The sequence below is a fragment of the Flavobacterium shii genome, from assembly GCF_025847235.1.
GTDB classification, from domain to species: Bacteria; Bacteroidota; Bacteroidia; order Flavobacteriales; family Flavobacteriaceae; genus Flavobacterium; species Flavobacterium shii.
The window spans coordinates 39,173-53,344 of sequence record NZ_JAOZEW010000024.1 but is presented as its reverse complement, the minus strand read 5'-3'; the positions used below and the strand labels follow the sequence as shown (position 1 = coordinate 53,344).

Genomic DNA, 14,172 nt, shown 5'->3' with positions numbered 1-14,172 from the left:
AGCTATAGTAAAACATGATTAAGCTTGTTTTATTTCATTTAAGTCCACTTTCTGTAGCAGTTTTTCAGAAATGGGATCATAGTAACGATAAGGAATACTAGGTCCTAACCCACGAAAAGGAGCATCTTTATGGTTTAAAAAAGCCGAATATCTTCCGCAGCATTCTAATGTTATGTAGCTAAAATTAGAGTCGCAACTATCAACCTGTACATTTATCCATTGTGGTACTTTACCATTTCGCCATAAATAATCTATTGCAGTCAATTTTGTAGCAGGGTTAATAGAACTTGATTCATTGATTTTATCATCAGGATAAATTTCTTCATCATTTTCTAGTTCATTTCCATCGTATGAACAATTGGTCTTAATTATAAATTTATAATCGTTTGGTAATTTGTTTATTACCATTTCCTGCGTAAAATCTATAAGACCATCAAGGGCTTTTTCCAGATTGATTTTAAAATCTTCTTTTGTCATAATTTATTTGCTGAGAAGGATTCTAAAAATCCAATAATCTAAATACTATTTAAGTTTCCCTTTACGTATAGAAACACTTATTAGCTGATATCCTTTTTCGGTTCTTAAAAAATCAAAATGATCTTGGGTGAAATCTTTTTTATCACGATGAGTAATAATAATATTTTTCATTGGATATTTCCAGTCTTTAGATTCATTACAATTATTAAAGTACTGATTGTATTTGTCTGCTTCGTAGATGAATTGATTTAATCCATCGGTTGTAACAAAGTAATCACAAGTAGGATTGTTAAGTTCTAGTAATTTCTCTTTTAAGAGTTTGTAGTTTTTATTAATAAACTTAGTTTTTGGTTCACTTATCCAGCCAATTGGTTCTTTCCAATAAAAGATTTCGGTATAGGATTTTTTTAGTAGATTCTCTTTGGATAAATCTGATAATAGACCGTTTTTTAGCCACAATTTAAATTCTTTATCATAATTTATAAACGAATAATATTGCCCATCTACACCAAGAAAGTTTTCTCTTATTGGGTCTAAACTCGGTTCTTTTGATTTTTGTAAAGAATAAAAATTGAGTTCATCATTGTACACAAAGTTCTTAATCAGGATTTTATTATTTGTATCAATAAGGTAATCGTTTCCGCCACTCCAACTAAAGTGATTACAACCTCCATCATGAGTATCGTTTATTTTTTCGGCACCTTTTAAAACGATAATCATTCCGTTTATAGCTTTGTTTATGTTACTATATTCAGCAGGAATTACGATTTTACCATCACCATTAAACAGTCCCATTTTATCTGTTTTAGGATCTCTAAAACGAATAAAACCTTCGTTTTCGCAATCTGGGCCATTGTCGAATATGTACAAACTATCTCTACCAACTATTTTACCAGTCTTTGTTAGGTAATAACTCTTCCAGCTTTGGTCTTCTTCTTCGGTTACAACAATAATATCATCAAATTTATTGGCAATTGTCATTCCCATAAATTTAGGTTCAATTTTAATCACGCCATTTTTATCTTTATATCCGGTATGTGTGGAGTCTTTATCCCAAAACGAAGCCCATGTATCATTATTTTGTGCAAATAGCGTACAGCTTACAAAGAGAAATATATAGAGGAGGAAAATGCGTTTCATTGCGGTTAGCCTATTTAAAATCGTATTCGTAATTTATTTCTTTTAAATCTTCTTCTAGTAATTCCCAATCTTCAATTTCATCTACAATAAACAAAACCATTTCTTTGGTCAAGATTTTACCGTCATAAATTTCGGTTACGGTTTTTAATGGAATTCCTGTTTCTTTATAAGATTCATCAAAATACTCGCTTGCCCAATCGATATAAGTTTGTGGATTCCCATCAAAAATGTCTAGGAATTCGGCTGAGTTGTCATTATAATCTTCAATTGTTCCAACTTCCCAATTTTCGGTTTCATTTGTCCACAAACAAAATGTTGTTCCAAAAGATGCAACAGGTTCGCCAAAAATGAAATCATTATAAATTTCAGGAAGGTTCTTAGTCAAATCACTTTTTTTGTTATGCTGATATTCGCGTGCAAAACCATTTATTACACAACGATTTTCAAGAAAAAGAATATTCATTAAATCTCCAGAACCATCTCTCATTTCGCAAAATTCTTCACCTTCTCCCCATTTAGAGTTATAGGAATAGTATCGATATTCCCATTCTTGACAAATAATAGCGTCTAGAACCGAAATTGCTTTGCAGATATTTTGTAATGAATTTTTATTGGGTAATAATTTAAAATCTTCAGTAGAAATCATGTTTGTTTATATTTTATCAGTTCCGAATTGAATCTCTTTGGCTTCGTCATAACAATCGGAGCATAGTATTTTAAAATCGGCTAAATCTTCAAATGCTTGATTCCATTCTTCTCCATTATCTAGTAGCCATTGTTCGCATGATCCGCACCAGGCAATTTGCGGTAAGTCTTCTTCTGCTTCGGAATAAAAAAAGCCAACTTTTTCTTTTTTATCTATTGCCATTGCAAGATGAATACAGGCAAAAGACATATCTTTTGAGCCGTGTTGCTCGCATATAACTTTTTTAATCATAATTAATCTAATCGGGTTTATTTACATTATAGGGTGGTTGAGGTTTTAAAATATTCAAGTTCATTGCATTGAAATCATTAACTAATTCTTGATTTGATTTTAAAGATTTTTTTTATCCTATATAATGTTTCATAGCTAATATATAAATATAATCTAGGAATTACTTCCTGAAATTGTGTTAAAAACAAACCCGATAGGTTTTTAAAACTATCGGGTTTGAGATATTATTAATAATCTTCTTCTCTTTTGAATTTAGCATCTTCCATTGCTATTTCAAGGTCTGCTATTTTTTTTGACCTTGATTCTATCAAGATTTTAACTTTGTTTAGTTCATTCTGAACTTCAGCTATTTGCTCTTTGGTTCTTTCAATATTTTTTTGATAATCAGAATCATTAGTATTCTTCAGAGCATTTTCAAGATTTAGTAATTTTTCTTGTTTTGCCTTTAAATTATCTTTTTTTTCCTGTGCTTCATTTTCTAGTTTTTTCAGCTTTCGCTCTTCTCTTACTAATTTGGCTTCAGCATTCTCTATGCGATTTCGATAAAGAGGTTTGAAGGAAGGTGTTTTCGGAAGTTCTATATAAGAGTTTTGTTGTTGTAATTTTTGTTCTGCTTGATTTCGTGCTTGATTTAGCATTTTATTTTTTTCAGTATCTGTTATAAAATGATGAGTTTGTGCATTAGCAAAAAGAGGTAATGTGATTATAATCAATGTAATAAAAAGGGATCTCATAATTGGGTTTTGGATTTCAAAAATATACTTAAATTTTAAAAATAAAGTAGAATATTTGATCAATTTTTATGAGTTTTTACCGGCTGCGTGAGGGGATAGGAGCTAGCTACCAAAGTAGCCCGGATAGTCCGACAGCATTAAAGAAAAGAGCCAATGAACATAAATGCTCATCGGCTCTTTTTTTTAATGGAGGCACGCCCAAATTATAAATTTTAGATTAAAAAAAGAAACCCGATTTAGCTATGTGAGTTTTTATGGATTGAATGATAATCCGACACTAAAAAACAATCGTACTTTGTCGATATTATTTATCCAAGAAGTATCAAAATGAATAGGTCCCAAAATGGACTGATAGGAAATAGCAGCTCCTCCGGATAGTACAAGGCTAGGGTCGAAGCCATCATCCCATTTTCCTTTTGGAATAAATGCTTTGTTAATGTATTTATCAAAAGATTCAAACCCAACAGTGGCGATATTAAAGTGGGGAGTTAGATAAATTTTCCCTATAAGATTTATTTGAGAAGCAACTTTTAAGCCCATGTATTGCGAAACATTGAGTTCGTCTTCATTTAGGCCAGGAAATGCAAAACGATTACTACCAGAACTTGGTATAATTCCTCCTAAAAAATATTTTGAAGCATAACCAAAACCTGAAAATGGGATTTGATCGTCATTAAGTTTATCCTCAAAAATAAAATAAGAATCAAACCCAATGATTCCTGTAATTTTCTTTTTTAAGAGTACTCTCTTCTCAAAACTGAAACCAAATTTTGTATAACCATTGGTTGAACCAGATATCCTTGTTTGATCTGGATCGTTTAAAGAGGTGTAGACATCAGTAAACAATGATCGGGTTACATTTGCTTTTATAATTGTTCCATTTTCGGCAAAGAAAACTTTATCCATATCATTATAGGAATAATGCATGTTTAATTCTATGCTGTTTAAGGAGTAATCCTTAATATCGATTGAGTTAGGATTGTATTCTCTTTCGTATTTTGGTTTTAAATTAGAGTATTGATAGTGTAAACCATAGCCAAAATAACTTTTTAGGGAGTTTAAATTTCTGTTGATTTCATTATTAAATTCAAGAGAATTATAAAGTACATTATCAGAGGCTTTGCCGTTAAAATAAATCTCTTCCCTTAATAAGGCTCCATAAAGTTCAGATGACCACCACCAATCTCGGTTTTTTCCAAAATTTTTCTGATAATTGATTCGTGCTTTTGGTTGCTCAGCAATGTCGATTGTTACAAGAAGACGAGAAGCTCTGGCAAGAACATTTCTGGCGGTGTAATTAAAAATGATTCCAACACCTCGGTAAGTGTCGTAATGTACGGATGCATTTAGTTGGTTTTTGGCACGTTCATGTCCAAATATTGTAACGCCTAGCTTGTTGCCGTCTTTAATGAAATAGTTGTATGTAATCTCATCAAAAAGATTGGTACCCATGGCTCTGTTAATGCCTGCTATTAAATCTTTGGTGGTATATTTTACATGTGTTTTTAGATTCATTCTCCCTAATACCAGAGCAAGATTTTCCGGACTTATTTTTTTGTAAACAATAGTATCAAGAATAAATTCTGCGGGTATGTTTGGTAATTTGTGAGTTCGTTGTGTGTATCCTTTTAATTTTTCGGATAATGCTATTAAAGCTGGAAGATTTTCGTTTGTTGCAATTTTACCATCTTTGTAGATTTCTTCGCTATCAGAAAAATCTGCTGTAGAAAAACGTAAGTTTGGCAGATGATCTACTAAGATATCACAGAGTTTTCGGTTTGCAGGGTTCTTAATATTACTCGGGAACATACTGGTTTGAGTCAGTATCGTTATAAGATTGTTTAGTTTGTCTATAGGTTCCAATCCGCCACCTACATCACTACCAATAATAATGTCAGCACCCATTTTTTTGGCGACATCTGTTGGGAAATTATTCATTACCCCTCCGTCGACTAATACTGTTTTTTCGTATGCCATAGGCTTAAAAATTCCTGGCAATGACATACTTGCTCTCATGGCATAAGCTAAACTGCCTTTGCTTAGAATAACCTCTTTTCCTTCGGCTAGATCGGTAGCCATGGCTCTAAATGGTATTGGCAGACTATCAAAATCTTTGATATTGTATACAGGATAGGTTAATTCTGAGAGGTATTCTCTTAAATTTTGATCATTTAAAAGAGAACCAACGCTGTTTAGTTTTTTATCTTTAATTCCTATTCCAACTAAATATCTCTGGAATTCTCTTTTTTCTTCTACGCTTGCAGATCTTAACGACTGGCCTCCGCCAAGTAATTTATCCCAATAAATATCTTTAGTTAATTTCTCGATGCTATCACCAGAATATCCCATTGCATATAAACCTCCTATAATGCTTCCCATACTATTCCCGACAATAAGATCAGGAACAATGTGTAAAGAATCTAGTTTTTGTAAAAGCGGAATATGTGCAATTCCTTTTGCACCACCACCGCTTAAGACTAAAACAACTTTGGGTTTCTTTTCCTGAGAAAAAATAATTTGTGGGAGAATAAGTAAAAATAAGAAGGCGAATAAATAAGATGTTTTTTTCAAGATTACAACGTTTATGTATTTGAGAAATTGAGACTTATTTTTATTTTAAAATTAAGTACTTATTCTATAAAGGTATAATTTTTTTATAATAAATGTTTTTGCGCCTAAAAATAAACGATTTACTTATTTTGAAAAAAAGATCTAAAAATGAAAAACCCTCACATTTCTGCAAGGGTTTTTATAAATGTAAGATTTACAATGTTTTAAATCTAAAATTGATTTAGTATCTGTAGTATTCTGGTTTGAAAGGACCTTCTACTGGAACACCAATATAAGCAGCTTGATCATCACGTAAAACTTCAAGTTCAACGCCTAATTTAGCTAAGTGCAAAGCAGCAACTTTTTCATCTAAATGTTTTGGTAACATATAAACGTCATTGTTGTAAGCAGCGCTGTTTTTCCATAATTCGATTTGAGCTAAAGTTTGGTTTGTAAATGAGTTACTCATTACAAAACTTGGGTGACCTGTAGCACAACCAAGGTTTACTAAACGACCTTCAGCCAAGATGATGATATCTTTTCCAGCGATAGTATATTTGTCAACCTGAGGTTTGATCTCGATTTTTGATGCACCGTGGTTTTTGTTTAACCAAGCCATATCAATTTCGTTATCAAAGTGACCAATGTTACAAACAACAGTTTTGTCTTTCATTTGCTCGAAGTGCTCTCCAAGAACGATATCTTTATTTCCAGTAGTTGTAATGATGATATCAGCATTAGCAATTACAGTGTTTAATTTTTTAACTTCATAACCGTCCATTGCAGCTTGTAAAGCGCAAATTGGGTCAATTTCAGTAACTGTTACAATAGATCCTGCACCTCTAAAAGAAGCAGCAGTTCCTTTTCCAACATCACCGTATCCACAAACGATAACTCTTTTTCCGGCTAACATTAAGTCAGTTGCACGACGTACAGCATCTACAGCAGATTCTTTACAACCGTATTTGTTATCAAATTTAGATTTAGTAACAGAGTCATTAATGTTGATTGCAGGCATTGGTAAAGTTCCAGCTTTTACTCTTTCGTAAAGTCTGTGAACTCCAGTTGTAGTTTCTTCAGATAATCCTTTGATTCCAGGAACCAATTCAGGGAAACGGTCAATAACCATATTAGTTAAATCTCCACCGTCATCAAGAATCATGTTCAATGGTTTTCTGTCTTCACCAAAGAATAAAGTTTGCTCAATACACCAGTCAAATGATTGCTCATCTAGACCTTTCCAAGCATAAACCTGAATTCCAGCAGCAGCAATAGCAGCAGCAGCCTGATCCTGAGTAGAGAAAATGTTACAAGAAGACCAAGTAACCTCTGCACCAAGAGCGATTAAAGTTTCGATTAAAACTGCAGTCTGGATAGTCATGTGTAAACATCCAGCGATACGAGCACCTGCAAGAGGTTGTTCGTCTTTATATTCAGCACGAAGAGCCATTAAACCTGGCATTTCAGCTTCAGCTAATTCAATTTCTTTTCTTCCCCAAGCCGCTAGAGAGATGTCTTTTACTTTGAAAGCCACAAAAGGCGTAGTTGTAGTACTCATTTATAGTATATTTGTAATTATAAATTTTTTGCAAATTTACGTAATAACTTTATATTTAACTATTTTCTAAAAAGATTTGTGAAATGTTTAATTGCTTAATCTTTTGAACATTAGCTAAATGGTTTTTATTCGAAGCTATTTCCTGCTGTCCACTATATCTATTGCGCCTCCCGAAGTTTCGGGACCGCCACAATAGGATGCCGTTACCATCAGGGCTAGAAAAACCAGATATATTTAAAATTTACCTAAGTATATTACCTAAGTCATTTAAGTTCATATAATTTAAGGATTAATTTACTTAAATGGACTTACATCACTTAAATGGTTCAAAAAACATAAAGTATATTTTCGTATTTTTAATACCATGCATAATTTATAATTAACAACTCATAATTCACAATTAAAACGAATGCCTTTACATCAAACAATACAGTTTAACCCAACAACACAAATTTTAATTTGGAAGATAACCGAGTCTTTCGAAGAGTTGCTTGATAAAGTAGTTTTAAAAGAAAAAACACAGCTTCGTTTAAACGGAATGAAATCTGATTTGCATAAACGAGGATTCTTAAGTGTTCGTATGCTTATGCAAGAAGCAGGTTTTACCGATCTGGATTTGCATTATGACCAATTCGGAAAACCGTATTTAAGTTGCCACAATCATATATCAATTACGCATTCGCATAATTTTTCGGCAATAATTATTAGCGAAGAAACCGTAGGAATTGATATCGAACTCCAACGTGAAAAAATCCTAAGAATCGCTGACAAATTTGTCGATAAAGAATTCGATTATTTAAATCCAGATTTGTTAGAAGAATACATAAAAAAACTCACCGTAATCTGGGGAGCAAAAGAAGCGATCTTCAAAATAAGAAACGAAAAAGGAATAAGTTTTAAAGATCACATTCGTGTAAATCCCTTTTCATTAGAAGAAAGTAAAACATTAGCAAGCTTACATTTTGATGATTTAATAAAAGACTTTGTAGTGTATTATGAAGAAATAGAAAACTTTACTTTAGTCTACGCGCTGGAGAAGTAGTTTTTAGTTTCAGTGAAAAACAGTTCCAGTTTTCAGTCTCAGTAATCAATCAGAGGAAATCAAAATGATAATAATCAGCCAAATCTGCGTGCTAAAAAAGTGGCAGTTTTCAGTATGTGATTTTAATAAAACTTCGCGTCCCCTCGTGCTTTCTTTGTGAAACTTCGCGTAATAATCCACGTTCGAATCCTAGCGTAATAATTACCTAAGTCTTAGAGCGGTTTTCAAACATATTCAAATAAAGAAACGTGCTCATTTTTCTTGCTCTACGTTTAAGAGTGTCTACATTTTCTCCTTCAAAAAGTTTATCCAGCGTTTCAAACCACATATTTATCCAGATTCCAAATTCATGTGATGTAATCTGATGGTTAAAATGATCATCGACTTTATTGTGCGCTTCAATAGGATCTCCTTTGTATTTTTTGACAGCAAATAAATTGGTTTCCCAAAAATCAGTTAGCTTCTCCAAGTGCTCCTCCCAATCCTTAATCATATCATTAAAATAAAAGCCAATCTCATCATTGGCTCTTATTTTAGTATAGAAAGTGTTTACAAGAAGCGATATATCTTCTCTGTTTTCTATTTGTTTTCTCATTACTAAATGTTATTTATAATAATAAACAAGATACTAAAAAAGACGCTTGTTATAATTAGATTAAAAACCGTTTTATGGCTCATTTGTGCCAGAATAGAAGTATTAGCAATGATACTAGCAAATACAATTACTGCAAGCTGAATCATTTGTATTAGCGAAGTTCCGTTAGCCAGAACAAACATTGCGGCGGCAGCACCAAGACAGCTTTGTCCTATAATTGCCATGGTTGCAGAACCAATGTAACTTTTATTGAAATTTTCGAATGTTGAGTTATAAAGTGTCATGATATATAATTTTAGAGTAACAAAGTTACAGCCCGCATATATCTCACATTTATGACTCAAATCATAAAGCAAAAACTACCGATACACTTTTCTGTTTATGATTTTTAATTCGCCTTTCTTCTCCAGTGATTTTATAGCACGTATAACAGTTTCAACCCGAAGGCCAGATAAATCGCCAATTTGTTGTCTGGTAAAGTTGATGAGGTAACCGTTTGAATCTTTTTTGAAATTAAAATTTGCAATAGCATAATCAATCAATCTTAGCACACGATGTTCAGGTTCATGGGTAGATATCTCGGCAGCCATTACCGATTTGTAATACAAACGTTGTGCTAAGTTCTCGATAATCTTAATACTTATTGCGGGATTTTCATTTAGTAATTTCATGAAACTTTCCTTGGGAACGCAAAGTATTTCGGCATCTTCTACAACAACAGCACTAGCAGGATAATTTTGGTTTAAGAACAATGGAGGTTCACCAAAAGATTGGTTTTTATAAAAAATGCCCTGAATAAATTCCCGACCATCATCATTATAATTATTCATTTTTACTTCGCCCGAAAGGATCTGAAAATAGTATGCAGGGAGTTTTCCTTCTTTAAAAATAACAGCTGTTTTTGTGAAGTTTTTCTGTATTGCACCATATTTTTCTAGTAACTCAATAGCAATCATAGGTTTGTTTCTTTCGTTAGTTAAAGCGAATACACAAATATAATTGATTCGAAATAGTTCTCTTGCATAAAAAAACTTTTACTTTTACGCTCGTTATGGAACAAAAAGTACAAGACATATACAAACAAATACGATTGGCCAAAATCGAGAATCGAAAATTACTTGCAATTCTTTTGGATCCAGATAAAATTGATTGGAAAAATCTTGATGGCTTACTACAAAAAATCAATCAATCACCCGCTACGCATATTTTTGTAGGAGGTAGTTTGGTAGAAAGTACAATTCTTGAAGATTTAGTTTTTCAGTTAAAATTAAAAACAACCTTGCCCGTTATAATTTTCCCTGGAGATCCATCGCAAATTTCGCCACAAGCCGATGCAATTCTATTTTTATCGTTATTGTCGGGTAGGAATCCAGATTATTTAATCGAGTATCAGGTTCAGGCAGCGCCAATTCTTAAAAAAATGAATCTTGAAATTATTCCAACAGGATATATTTTAATAGAAAGCGGAAACGAAACTGCAGTTGCACGCGTTAGTAAAACCAAACCTCTAGATAGAGCAAACCTCGATTTGGCATTAGCAACAGCGCAAGCAGGCGAAATGTTGGGTAATAAATTAATTTATCTAGAAGCTGGAAGTGGAGCCAAGCAAGCCGTTCCCTTAGAAATGATTCGATTGATTTCTCAAAATATAAATATCCCTGTAATTGTTGGCGGCGGAATTGTAGCTTTGTCTCAAATTCATAAAGCTTACGAAACGGGAGCAGACCTAGTAGTTATAGGAACAGCTTTTGAAAATGATATTCATTTTTTTGAATCCTAAACTTGGTTTAAGTAATAAAAACAAATAAATTAAATGATTGATTTTTTTCTTAATGCATATAAAAATGTTCCACTTTGGCATATTGGCTTAGAGTTTCTTGTTTTTGTTTTTGGGATTTTGAGTGTTTGGTTTGCCAAAAAAGAAAATATTTGGGTATATCCTACAGGATTAATAGCCACAGTAATCTCGGTTTATTTGCTTTATATAGCAGGTTATTTAGGCGATATGATGATTAATGGGTATTTTTCGATTATGAGTATTTATGGCTGGTATAACTGGGCAAAAGGAACAAATCAAGAAGATAATTTACCAATTACCCGTACAAATGATAAAGAAAAGGTAATAGGTATTGCCTTGTTTTTGATTACAATTTTTGTAGTTTTCGGCATCTATAAATTTTTTGATTACGAGATACATAATGACAATTATATTGATATTCTTGCCTCAGGCATATTCTTTACAGGAATGTGGTATATGGCGAAGAAAAAAATAGAAAATTGGACACTTTGGATTATTGGCGACATTATTGTAGTGCCTTTATATGCTTACCGTGGATTAGGAATGTTATCATTCCAGTATTTAATTTTTACAATTTTGGCTATTTCAGCTTATTTAGAATGGAAGAAAATCTTAAACAACAAGATACAAGAATATTAAAATTTGCTTTGTTCGGTCCCGAGAGTACTGGTAAAACAACTTTGGCTAAGCAACTTGCCTCGTATTATGAAACGGAGTGGGTTCCTGAGTTTGCACGTGATTATCTTCAGGAAAGATGGGAAGAGAATCAGCATATTTGCGTAGAAGAAGATATGATGCCGATTGCCTATGGGCAAACTAAATTAGAAAATGAGAAATTAGCTTTGGCAAACAAATATTTGTTTTGCGATACTAATCTTATGGTTACAAAAGTGTTCTCGGAGATGTATTATGGTTTTTGTAATCCATTGTTAAATGAAGCAGCTCAGGAACACGAATATGATTTGTTCTTTCTTACTGATATAGATGTTCCTTGGGAAAAGGATGATATACGGGATACTCCAAATGAGCGAGAATCTGTTTTTTCTATTTTTAAAGAGACATTAATCAATACCAATAAGCCTTTTATAACCCTTTCGGGAAATAAAGAATTACGTTTGGCTAATGCTGTAGAAATCATCAATAATTTGGCACTTGCCAAAGAATTAGGATTCACTTCTGCCGATTTTGTACAGATTTATGAGCATGGTATTTCTTTTGAAAAAATAAAGAAACAATTATCGATTTTTAAAAACGGAATTAATAAAAGTAATTTAATAAGTCCAGCAACAGTTTTAAGCGGGATTCTGGATTTGTCCGAAACTGATTTTGAAGTAAAAGCAGCTTTTTTTGATGCTAATAAATCGAACTTAAAACTAAAAAAATTCGTTCCAGCATCTGGGGCCGCAAGTAGAATGTTTAAATTTTTGAATACTTTTCTTAATGATTTTGATATCGAAAAAGAAAGTATCAATGCTTATATCAACAGAAAAAAAGAAAGCCAATTATCTCTTTTTATCGTGGGGATGGATAAATTTCCTTTTTTTGAAGTTTTACATAATAAACTAAAAGAAATATATCCTGATTTTGATTCTTTAAATAGAGACTATAAAAATTATTATTTTATAAAAATGCTATTGGCTTCAGACTATTTTGATTTTGCAAATAAACCAAAAGCAGTTTTACCATTCCATCAATATGAGGCTCATATTGCAAATCCTATTGAGGAACATTTGCACGAATGTGCTTATTATGCTACTTCAAATTCGGTGTCGAATTTACATTTTACAGTTTCAGAAATTCACCAACGTCAGTTTGAGAGTTGTGTTGCAGCTGTAAAAACAAAAATTGAAGAAGAATCAGGAACAAAGGTTGAAATTAGTTATTCTTATCAAAATAAAAGTACTGATTCGATTACGGTTGATTTAGATAATAAGCCAGTAAGAAGTAATGATGGAAAATTGGTGTTTAGACCAGGAGGACATGGTGCTTTGATAGAAAATTTGAATAACTTAGATGCAGATGTTATTTTTATTAAGAATATAGATAATGTAATCCAGAACCATATCGAGAAAATTGCTTTATATAAAAAAGCTTTAGCAGGTATTTTAATAGAATTACAACATAAGGTTTTTGGTTATTTAAAAGATATAGAAAGTCATAAAATAACCGAAGAAAAGATTGCTGAGGCAGCTTTTTTCTTAAAGCAAAATCTAAATATAGAATTAGAGAATGATTTTGAGAAGCTGACTTTTGAAAATAAAAAAAGTAGAATAAAAGAAGTGCTAAATAGACCAATTCGTGTATGTGGAATGGTGAAAAATGAAGGAGAACCGGGTGGAGGTCCATTTTGGATTAAGGATGAAAATGGAGCAATATCGCTTCAAATTGTCGAAACATCTCAGGTAGATTTAACTGATAAAGGGCAGGCAGCAATTTTAGCAAATGCAACTCATTTTAATCCAGTCGATTTAGTTTGCGGAATTAAAAACTATAGAAATGAAAATTTTGATTTGCAGCAATTTGTAAATCATAATAGTGGTTTTATAGTTGAGAAAAGTACAGATAAAAATATCGTAAAAGGATACGAATTACCAGGGTTATGGAATGGAGCAATGGCAAATTGGCTAACAGTTTTTGTTGCTGTACCGATAATTACTTTTAATCCTGTAAAAACGGTAAATGACTTATTAAAACCAGCACATCAGCCACAATAATGGAAATAGAAAAAATTGTTACAGAACTAACTTATAAAGCTGTTCGCAGTAGTGGGGCTGGCGGTCAGAATGTGAATAAAGTATCATCGAAGGTAGTTTTGAGCTTTGATTTGCGAAATTCACAGGCATTATCAGATGAAGAAAAAGTACTTCTAGAAATAAAATTAGCGACAAGATTAACATTAGATACAGTTTTAATCTTGAATTGCGATGAAGATAGAAGTCAGCTAAAAAATAAAAGTATTGTAACAAAGCGTTTTCTGGAATTGATTAAGAATGCATTAATTATCCAGAAACCGCGAAAAGCGACTAAGATTCCAAAATCAGTAATTCGTAAACGAATTAAAGACAAAAAGAACGTTTCGGAGATTAAACAATCGAGAAAGAAACCAAATTTAGATTAATACTTTTTTGATTTTAATTAATTTAAAAAATCTAATAGTCAAATAATCTAAAAATCTTTTCTACTTTTGCCTCGTCTCAAAGGGGTGCTCTAAATAACGAGCTGAGATCATACCCAAAGAACCTGAGCGAGTAATGTTGCTAAGGGAAAAAACGACAATTTTAGCGTGCACACTATATTTTGTCGTGAAACATTTATTAATTTAACAAAAGAATAATTCCCCC

16 protein-coding genes are annotated in these 14,172 nt (G+C 32.3%); 6 read left to right on the top strand and 10 right to left on the bottom strand.

Translation table 11 applies throughout. The features are described 5' to 3' along the window. Positions 1–18: 18 nt before the first annotated feature. The 5 genes from OIU83_RS19610 to OIU83_RS19590 all read right to left on the bottom strand — a co-directional run bounded on the left by OIU83_RS19610 (position 19) and on the right by OIU83_RS19590 (position 3,351). Positions 19–477, bottom strand: a complete 459-nt coding sequence (locus OIU83_RS19610) for a hypothetical protein (RefSeq protein WP_264207960.1) — start codon at positions 475–477, stop codon at positions 19–21. A 45-nt stretch (positions 478–522) separates the two neighbouring features. Beyond that, positions 523–1,617, bottom strand: a complete 1,095-nt coding sequence (locus OIU83_RS19605; RefSeq protein WP_264207959.1) for a WG repeat-containing protein — start codon at positions 1,615–1,617, stop codon at positions 523–525. A gap of 10 nt (positions 1,618–1,627) precedes the next feature. Continuing rightward, positions 1,628–2,263 (bottom strand): hypothetical protein, encoded by a 636-nt coding sequence (locus OIU83_RS19600; protein WP_264207958.1) that lies wholly within the window; start codon positions 2,261–2,263, stop codon positions 1,628–1,630. 6 nt (positions 2,264–2,269) lie between these two features. Beyond that, positions 2,270–2,554: a hypothetical protein gene (locus OIU83_RS19595; protein WP_264207957.1), complete on the bottom strand. Its 285-nt coding sequence runs from the start codon at positions 2,552–2,554 to the stop codon at positions 2,270–2,272. A 227-nt stretch (positions 2,555–2,781) separates the two neighbouring features. Continuing rightward, on the bottom strand, positions 2,782–3,351 hold the full coding sequence (locus OIU83_RS19590) for a hypothetical protein (RefSeq protein ID WP_264207956.1): 570 nt from the start codon (positions 3,349–3,351) through the stop codon (positions 2,782–2,784). 5 nt (positions 3,352–3,356) lie between these two features. Between OIU83_RS19590 and OIU83_RS19585 the strand changes: the two genes are divergently transcribed. Continuing rightward, the gene (locus OIU83_RS19585; protein ID WP_264207955.1) at positions 3,357–3,497 is read left to right on the top strand and encodes a hypothetical protein; all 141 of its coding nucleotides are present in this window, start codon (positions 3,357–3,359) and stop codon (positions 3,495–3,497) included. Between the two features lie 43 nt (positions 3,498–3,540). Here OIU83_RS19585 and OIU83_RS19580 read toward each other — a convergent pair whose 3' ends face one another. Together OIU83_RS19580 and ahcY are read right to left on the bottom strand one after the other, a co-directional pair. Then, positions 3,541–5,859 carry a patatin-like phospholipase family protein gene (locus OIU83_RS19580; protein WP_264207954.1) on the bottom strand — a complete coding sequence of 773 codons (2,319 nt, stop codon included), beginning with the start codon at positions 5,857–5,859 and terminating at the stop codon, positions 3,541–3,543. A gap of 220 nt (positions 5,860–6,079) precedes the next feature. Continuing rightward, positions 6,080–7,396, bottom strand: a complete 1,317-nt coding sequence (ahcY, locus tag OIU83_RS19575) for an adenosylhomocysteinase (RefSeq protein WP_035623705.1) — start codon at positions 7,394–7,396, stop codon at positions 6,080–6,082. A 409-nt stretch (positions 7,397–7,805) separates the two neighbouring features. Here ahcY and OIU83_RS19570 point away from each other — a divergent pair, with 409 nt between their 5' ends. After that, the gene (locus OIU83_RS19570) at positions 7,806–8,438 is read left to right on the top strand and encodes a 4'-phosphopantetheinyl transferase family protein (RefSeq protein WP_264207953.1); all 633 of its coding nucleotides are present in this window, start codon (positions 7,806–7,808) and stop codon (positions 8,436–8,438) included. Positions 8,439–8,643: 205 nt separating this feature from the next. On the opposite strand, the gene OIU83_RS19565 is transcribed toward OIU83_RS19570, so the two are convergent. From OIU83_RS19565 to OIU83_RS19555, 3 genes are all read right to left on the bottom strand, one after another. Then, positions 8,644–9,033 (bottom strand): group III truncated hemoglobin, encoded by a 390-nt coding sequence (locus tag OIU83_RS19565; protein ID WP_264207952.1) that lies wholly within the window; start codon positions 9,031–9,033, stop codon positions 8,644–8,646. A gap of 2 nt (positions 9,034–9,035) precedes the next feature. Then, positions 9,036–9,317, bottom strand: a complete 282-nt coding sequence (locus OIU83_RS19560) for a hypothetical protein (RefSeq protein ID WP_264207951.1) — start codon at positions 9,315–9,317, stop codon at positions 9,036–9,038. Between the two features lie 75 nt (positions 9,318–9,392). Continuing rightward, the gene (locus OIU83_RS19555) at positions 9,393–9,989 is read right to left on the bottom strand and encodes a Crp/Fnr family transcriptional regulator (protein WP_264207950.1); all 597 of its coding nucleotides are present in this window, start codon (positions 9,987–9,989) and stop codon (positions 9,393–9,395) included. 95 nt (positions 9,990–10,084) lie between these two features. Here OIU83_RS19555 and OIU83_RS19550 point away from each other — a divergent pair, with 95 nt between their 5' ends. Genes OIU83_RS19550 through arfB form a run of 4 tightly spaced genes read left to right on the top strand, consistent with a single transcriptional unit; the run spans position 10,085 to position 13,949 of the window. Next, positions 10,085–10,813 (top strand): geranylgeranylglyceryl/heptaprenylglyceryl phosphate synthase, encoded by a 729-nt coding sequence (locus tag OIU83_RS19550; RefSeq protein WP_264207949.1) that lies wholly within the window; start codon positions 10,085–10,087, stop codon positions 10,811–10,813. A gap of 33 nt (positions 10,814–10,846) precedes the next feature. Further along, positions 10,847–11,470, top strand: a complete 624-nt coding sequence (gene pnuC / locus OIU83_RS19545) for a nicotinamide riboside transporter PnuC (protein WP_264207948.1) — start codon at positions 10,847–10,849, stop codon at positions 11,468–11,470. After that, positions 11,431–13,545, top strand: coding sequence for a DUF4301 family protein (locus OIU83_RS19540; protein WP_264207947.1), 2,115 nt, complete (start codon positions 11,431–11,433; stop codon positions 13,543–13,545). The genes pnuC and OIU83_RS19540 overlap by 40 nt, the downstream gene beginning before the upstream one ends. Beyond that, positions 13,545–13,949 carry an alternative ribosome rescue aminoacyl-tRNA hydrolase ArfB gene (gene arfB, locus OIU83_RS19535; RefSeq protein ID WP_264207946.1) on the top strand — a complete coding sequence of 135 codons (405 nt, stop codon included), beginning with the start codon at positions 13,545–13,547 and terminating at the stop codon, positions 13,947–13,949. Before OIU83_RS19540 ends, arfB begins: the two co-directional genes overlap by 1 nt. Positions 13,950–14,172: the final 223 nt, after the last annotated feature.

Coding starts and splice junctions, on each gene's coding strand:
- OIU83_RS19610 (WP_264207960.1), bottom strand. CDS start 477: ATGACAAAAGAAGATTTTAAAATCAATCTGGAAAAAGCCCTTGATGGT.
- OIU83_RS19605 (WP_264207959.1), bottom strand. CDS start 1,617: ATGAAACGCATTTTCCTCCTCTATATATTTCTCTTTGTAAGCTGTACG.
- OIU83_RS19600 (WP_264207958.1), bottom strand. CDS start 2,263: ATGATTTCTACTGAAGATTTTAAATTATTACCCAATAAAAATTCATTA.
- OIU83_RS19595 (WP_264207957.1), bottom strand. CDS start 2,554: ATGATTAAAAAAGTTATATGCGAGCAACACGGCTCAAAAGATATGTCT.
- OIU83_RS19585 (WP_264207955.1), top strand. CDS start 3,357: ATGAGTTTTTACCGGCTGCGTGAGGGGATAGGAGCTAGCTACCAAAGT.
- ahcY (WP_035623705.1), bottom strand. CDS start 7,396: ATGAGTACTACAACTACGCCTTTTGTGGCTTTCAAAGTAAAAGACATC.
- OIU83_RS19570 (WP_264207953.1), top strand. CDS start 7,806: ATGCCTTTACATCAAACAATACAGTTTAACCCAACAACACAAATTTTA.
- OIU83_RS19565 (WP_264207952.1), bottom strand. CDS start 9,033: ATGAGAAAACAAATAGAAAACAGAGAAGATATATCGCTTCTTGTAAAC.
- OIU83_RS19560 (WP_264207951.1), bottom strand. CDS start 9,317: ATGACACTTTATAACTCAACATTCGAAAATTTCAATAAAAGTTACATT.
- OIU83_RS19555 (WP_264207950.1), bottom strand. CDS start 9,989: ATGATTGCTATTGAGTTACTAGAAAAATATGGTGCAATACAGAAAAAC.
- OIU83_RS19550 (WP_264207949.1), top strand. CDS start 10,085: ATGGAACAAAAAGTACAAGACATATACAAACAAATACGATTGGCCAAA.
- pnuC (WP_264207948.1), top strand. CDS start 10,847: ATGATTGATTTTTTTCTTAATGCATATAAAAATGTTCCACTTTGGCAT.
- OIU83_RS19540 (WP_264207947.1), top strand. CDS start 11,431: ATGGAAGAAAATCTTAAACAACAAGATACAAGAATATTAAAATTTGCT.
- arfB (WP_264207946.1), top strand. CDS start 13,545: ATGGAAATAGAAAAAATTGTTACAGAACTAACTTATAAAGCTGTTCGC.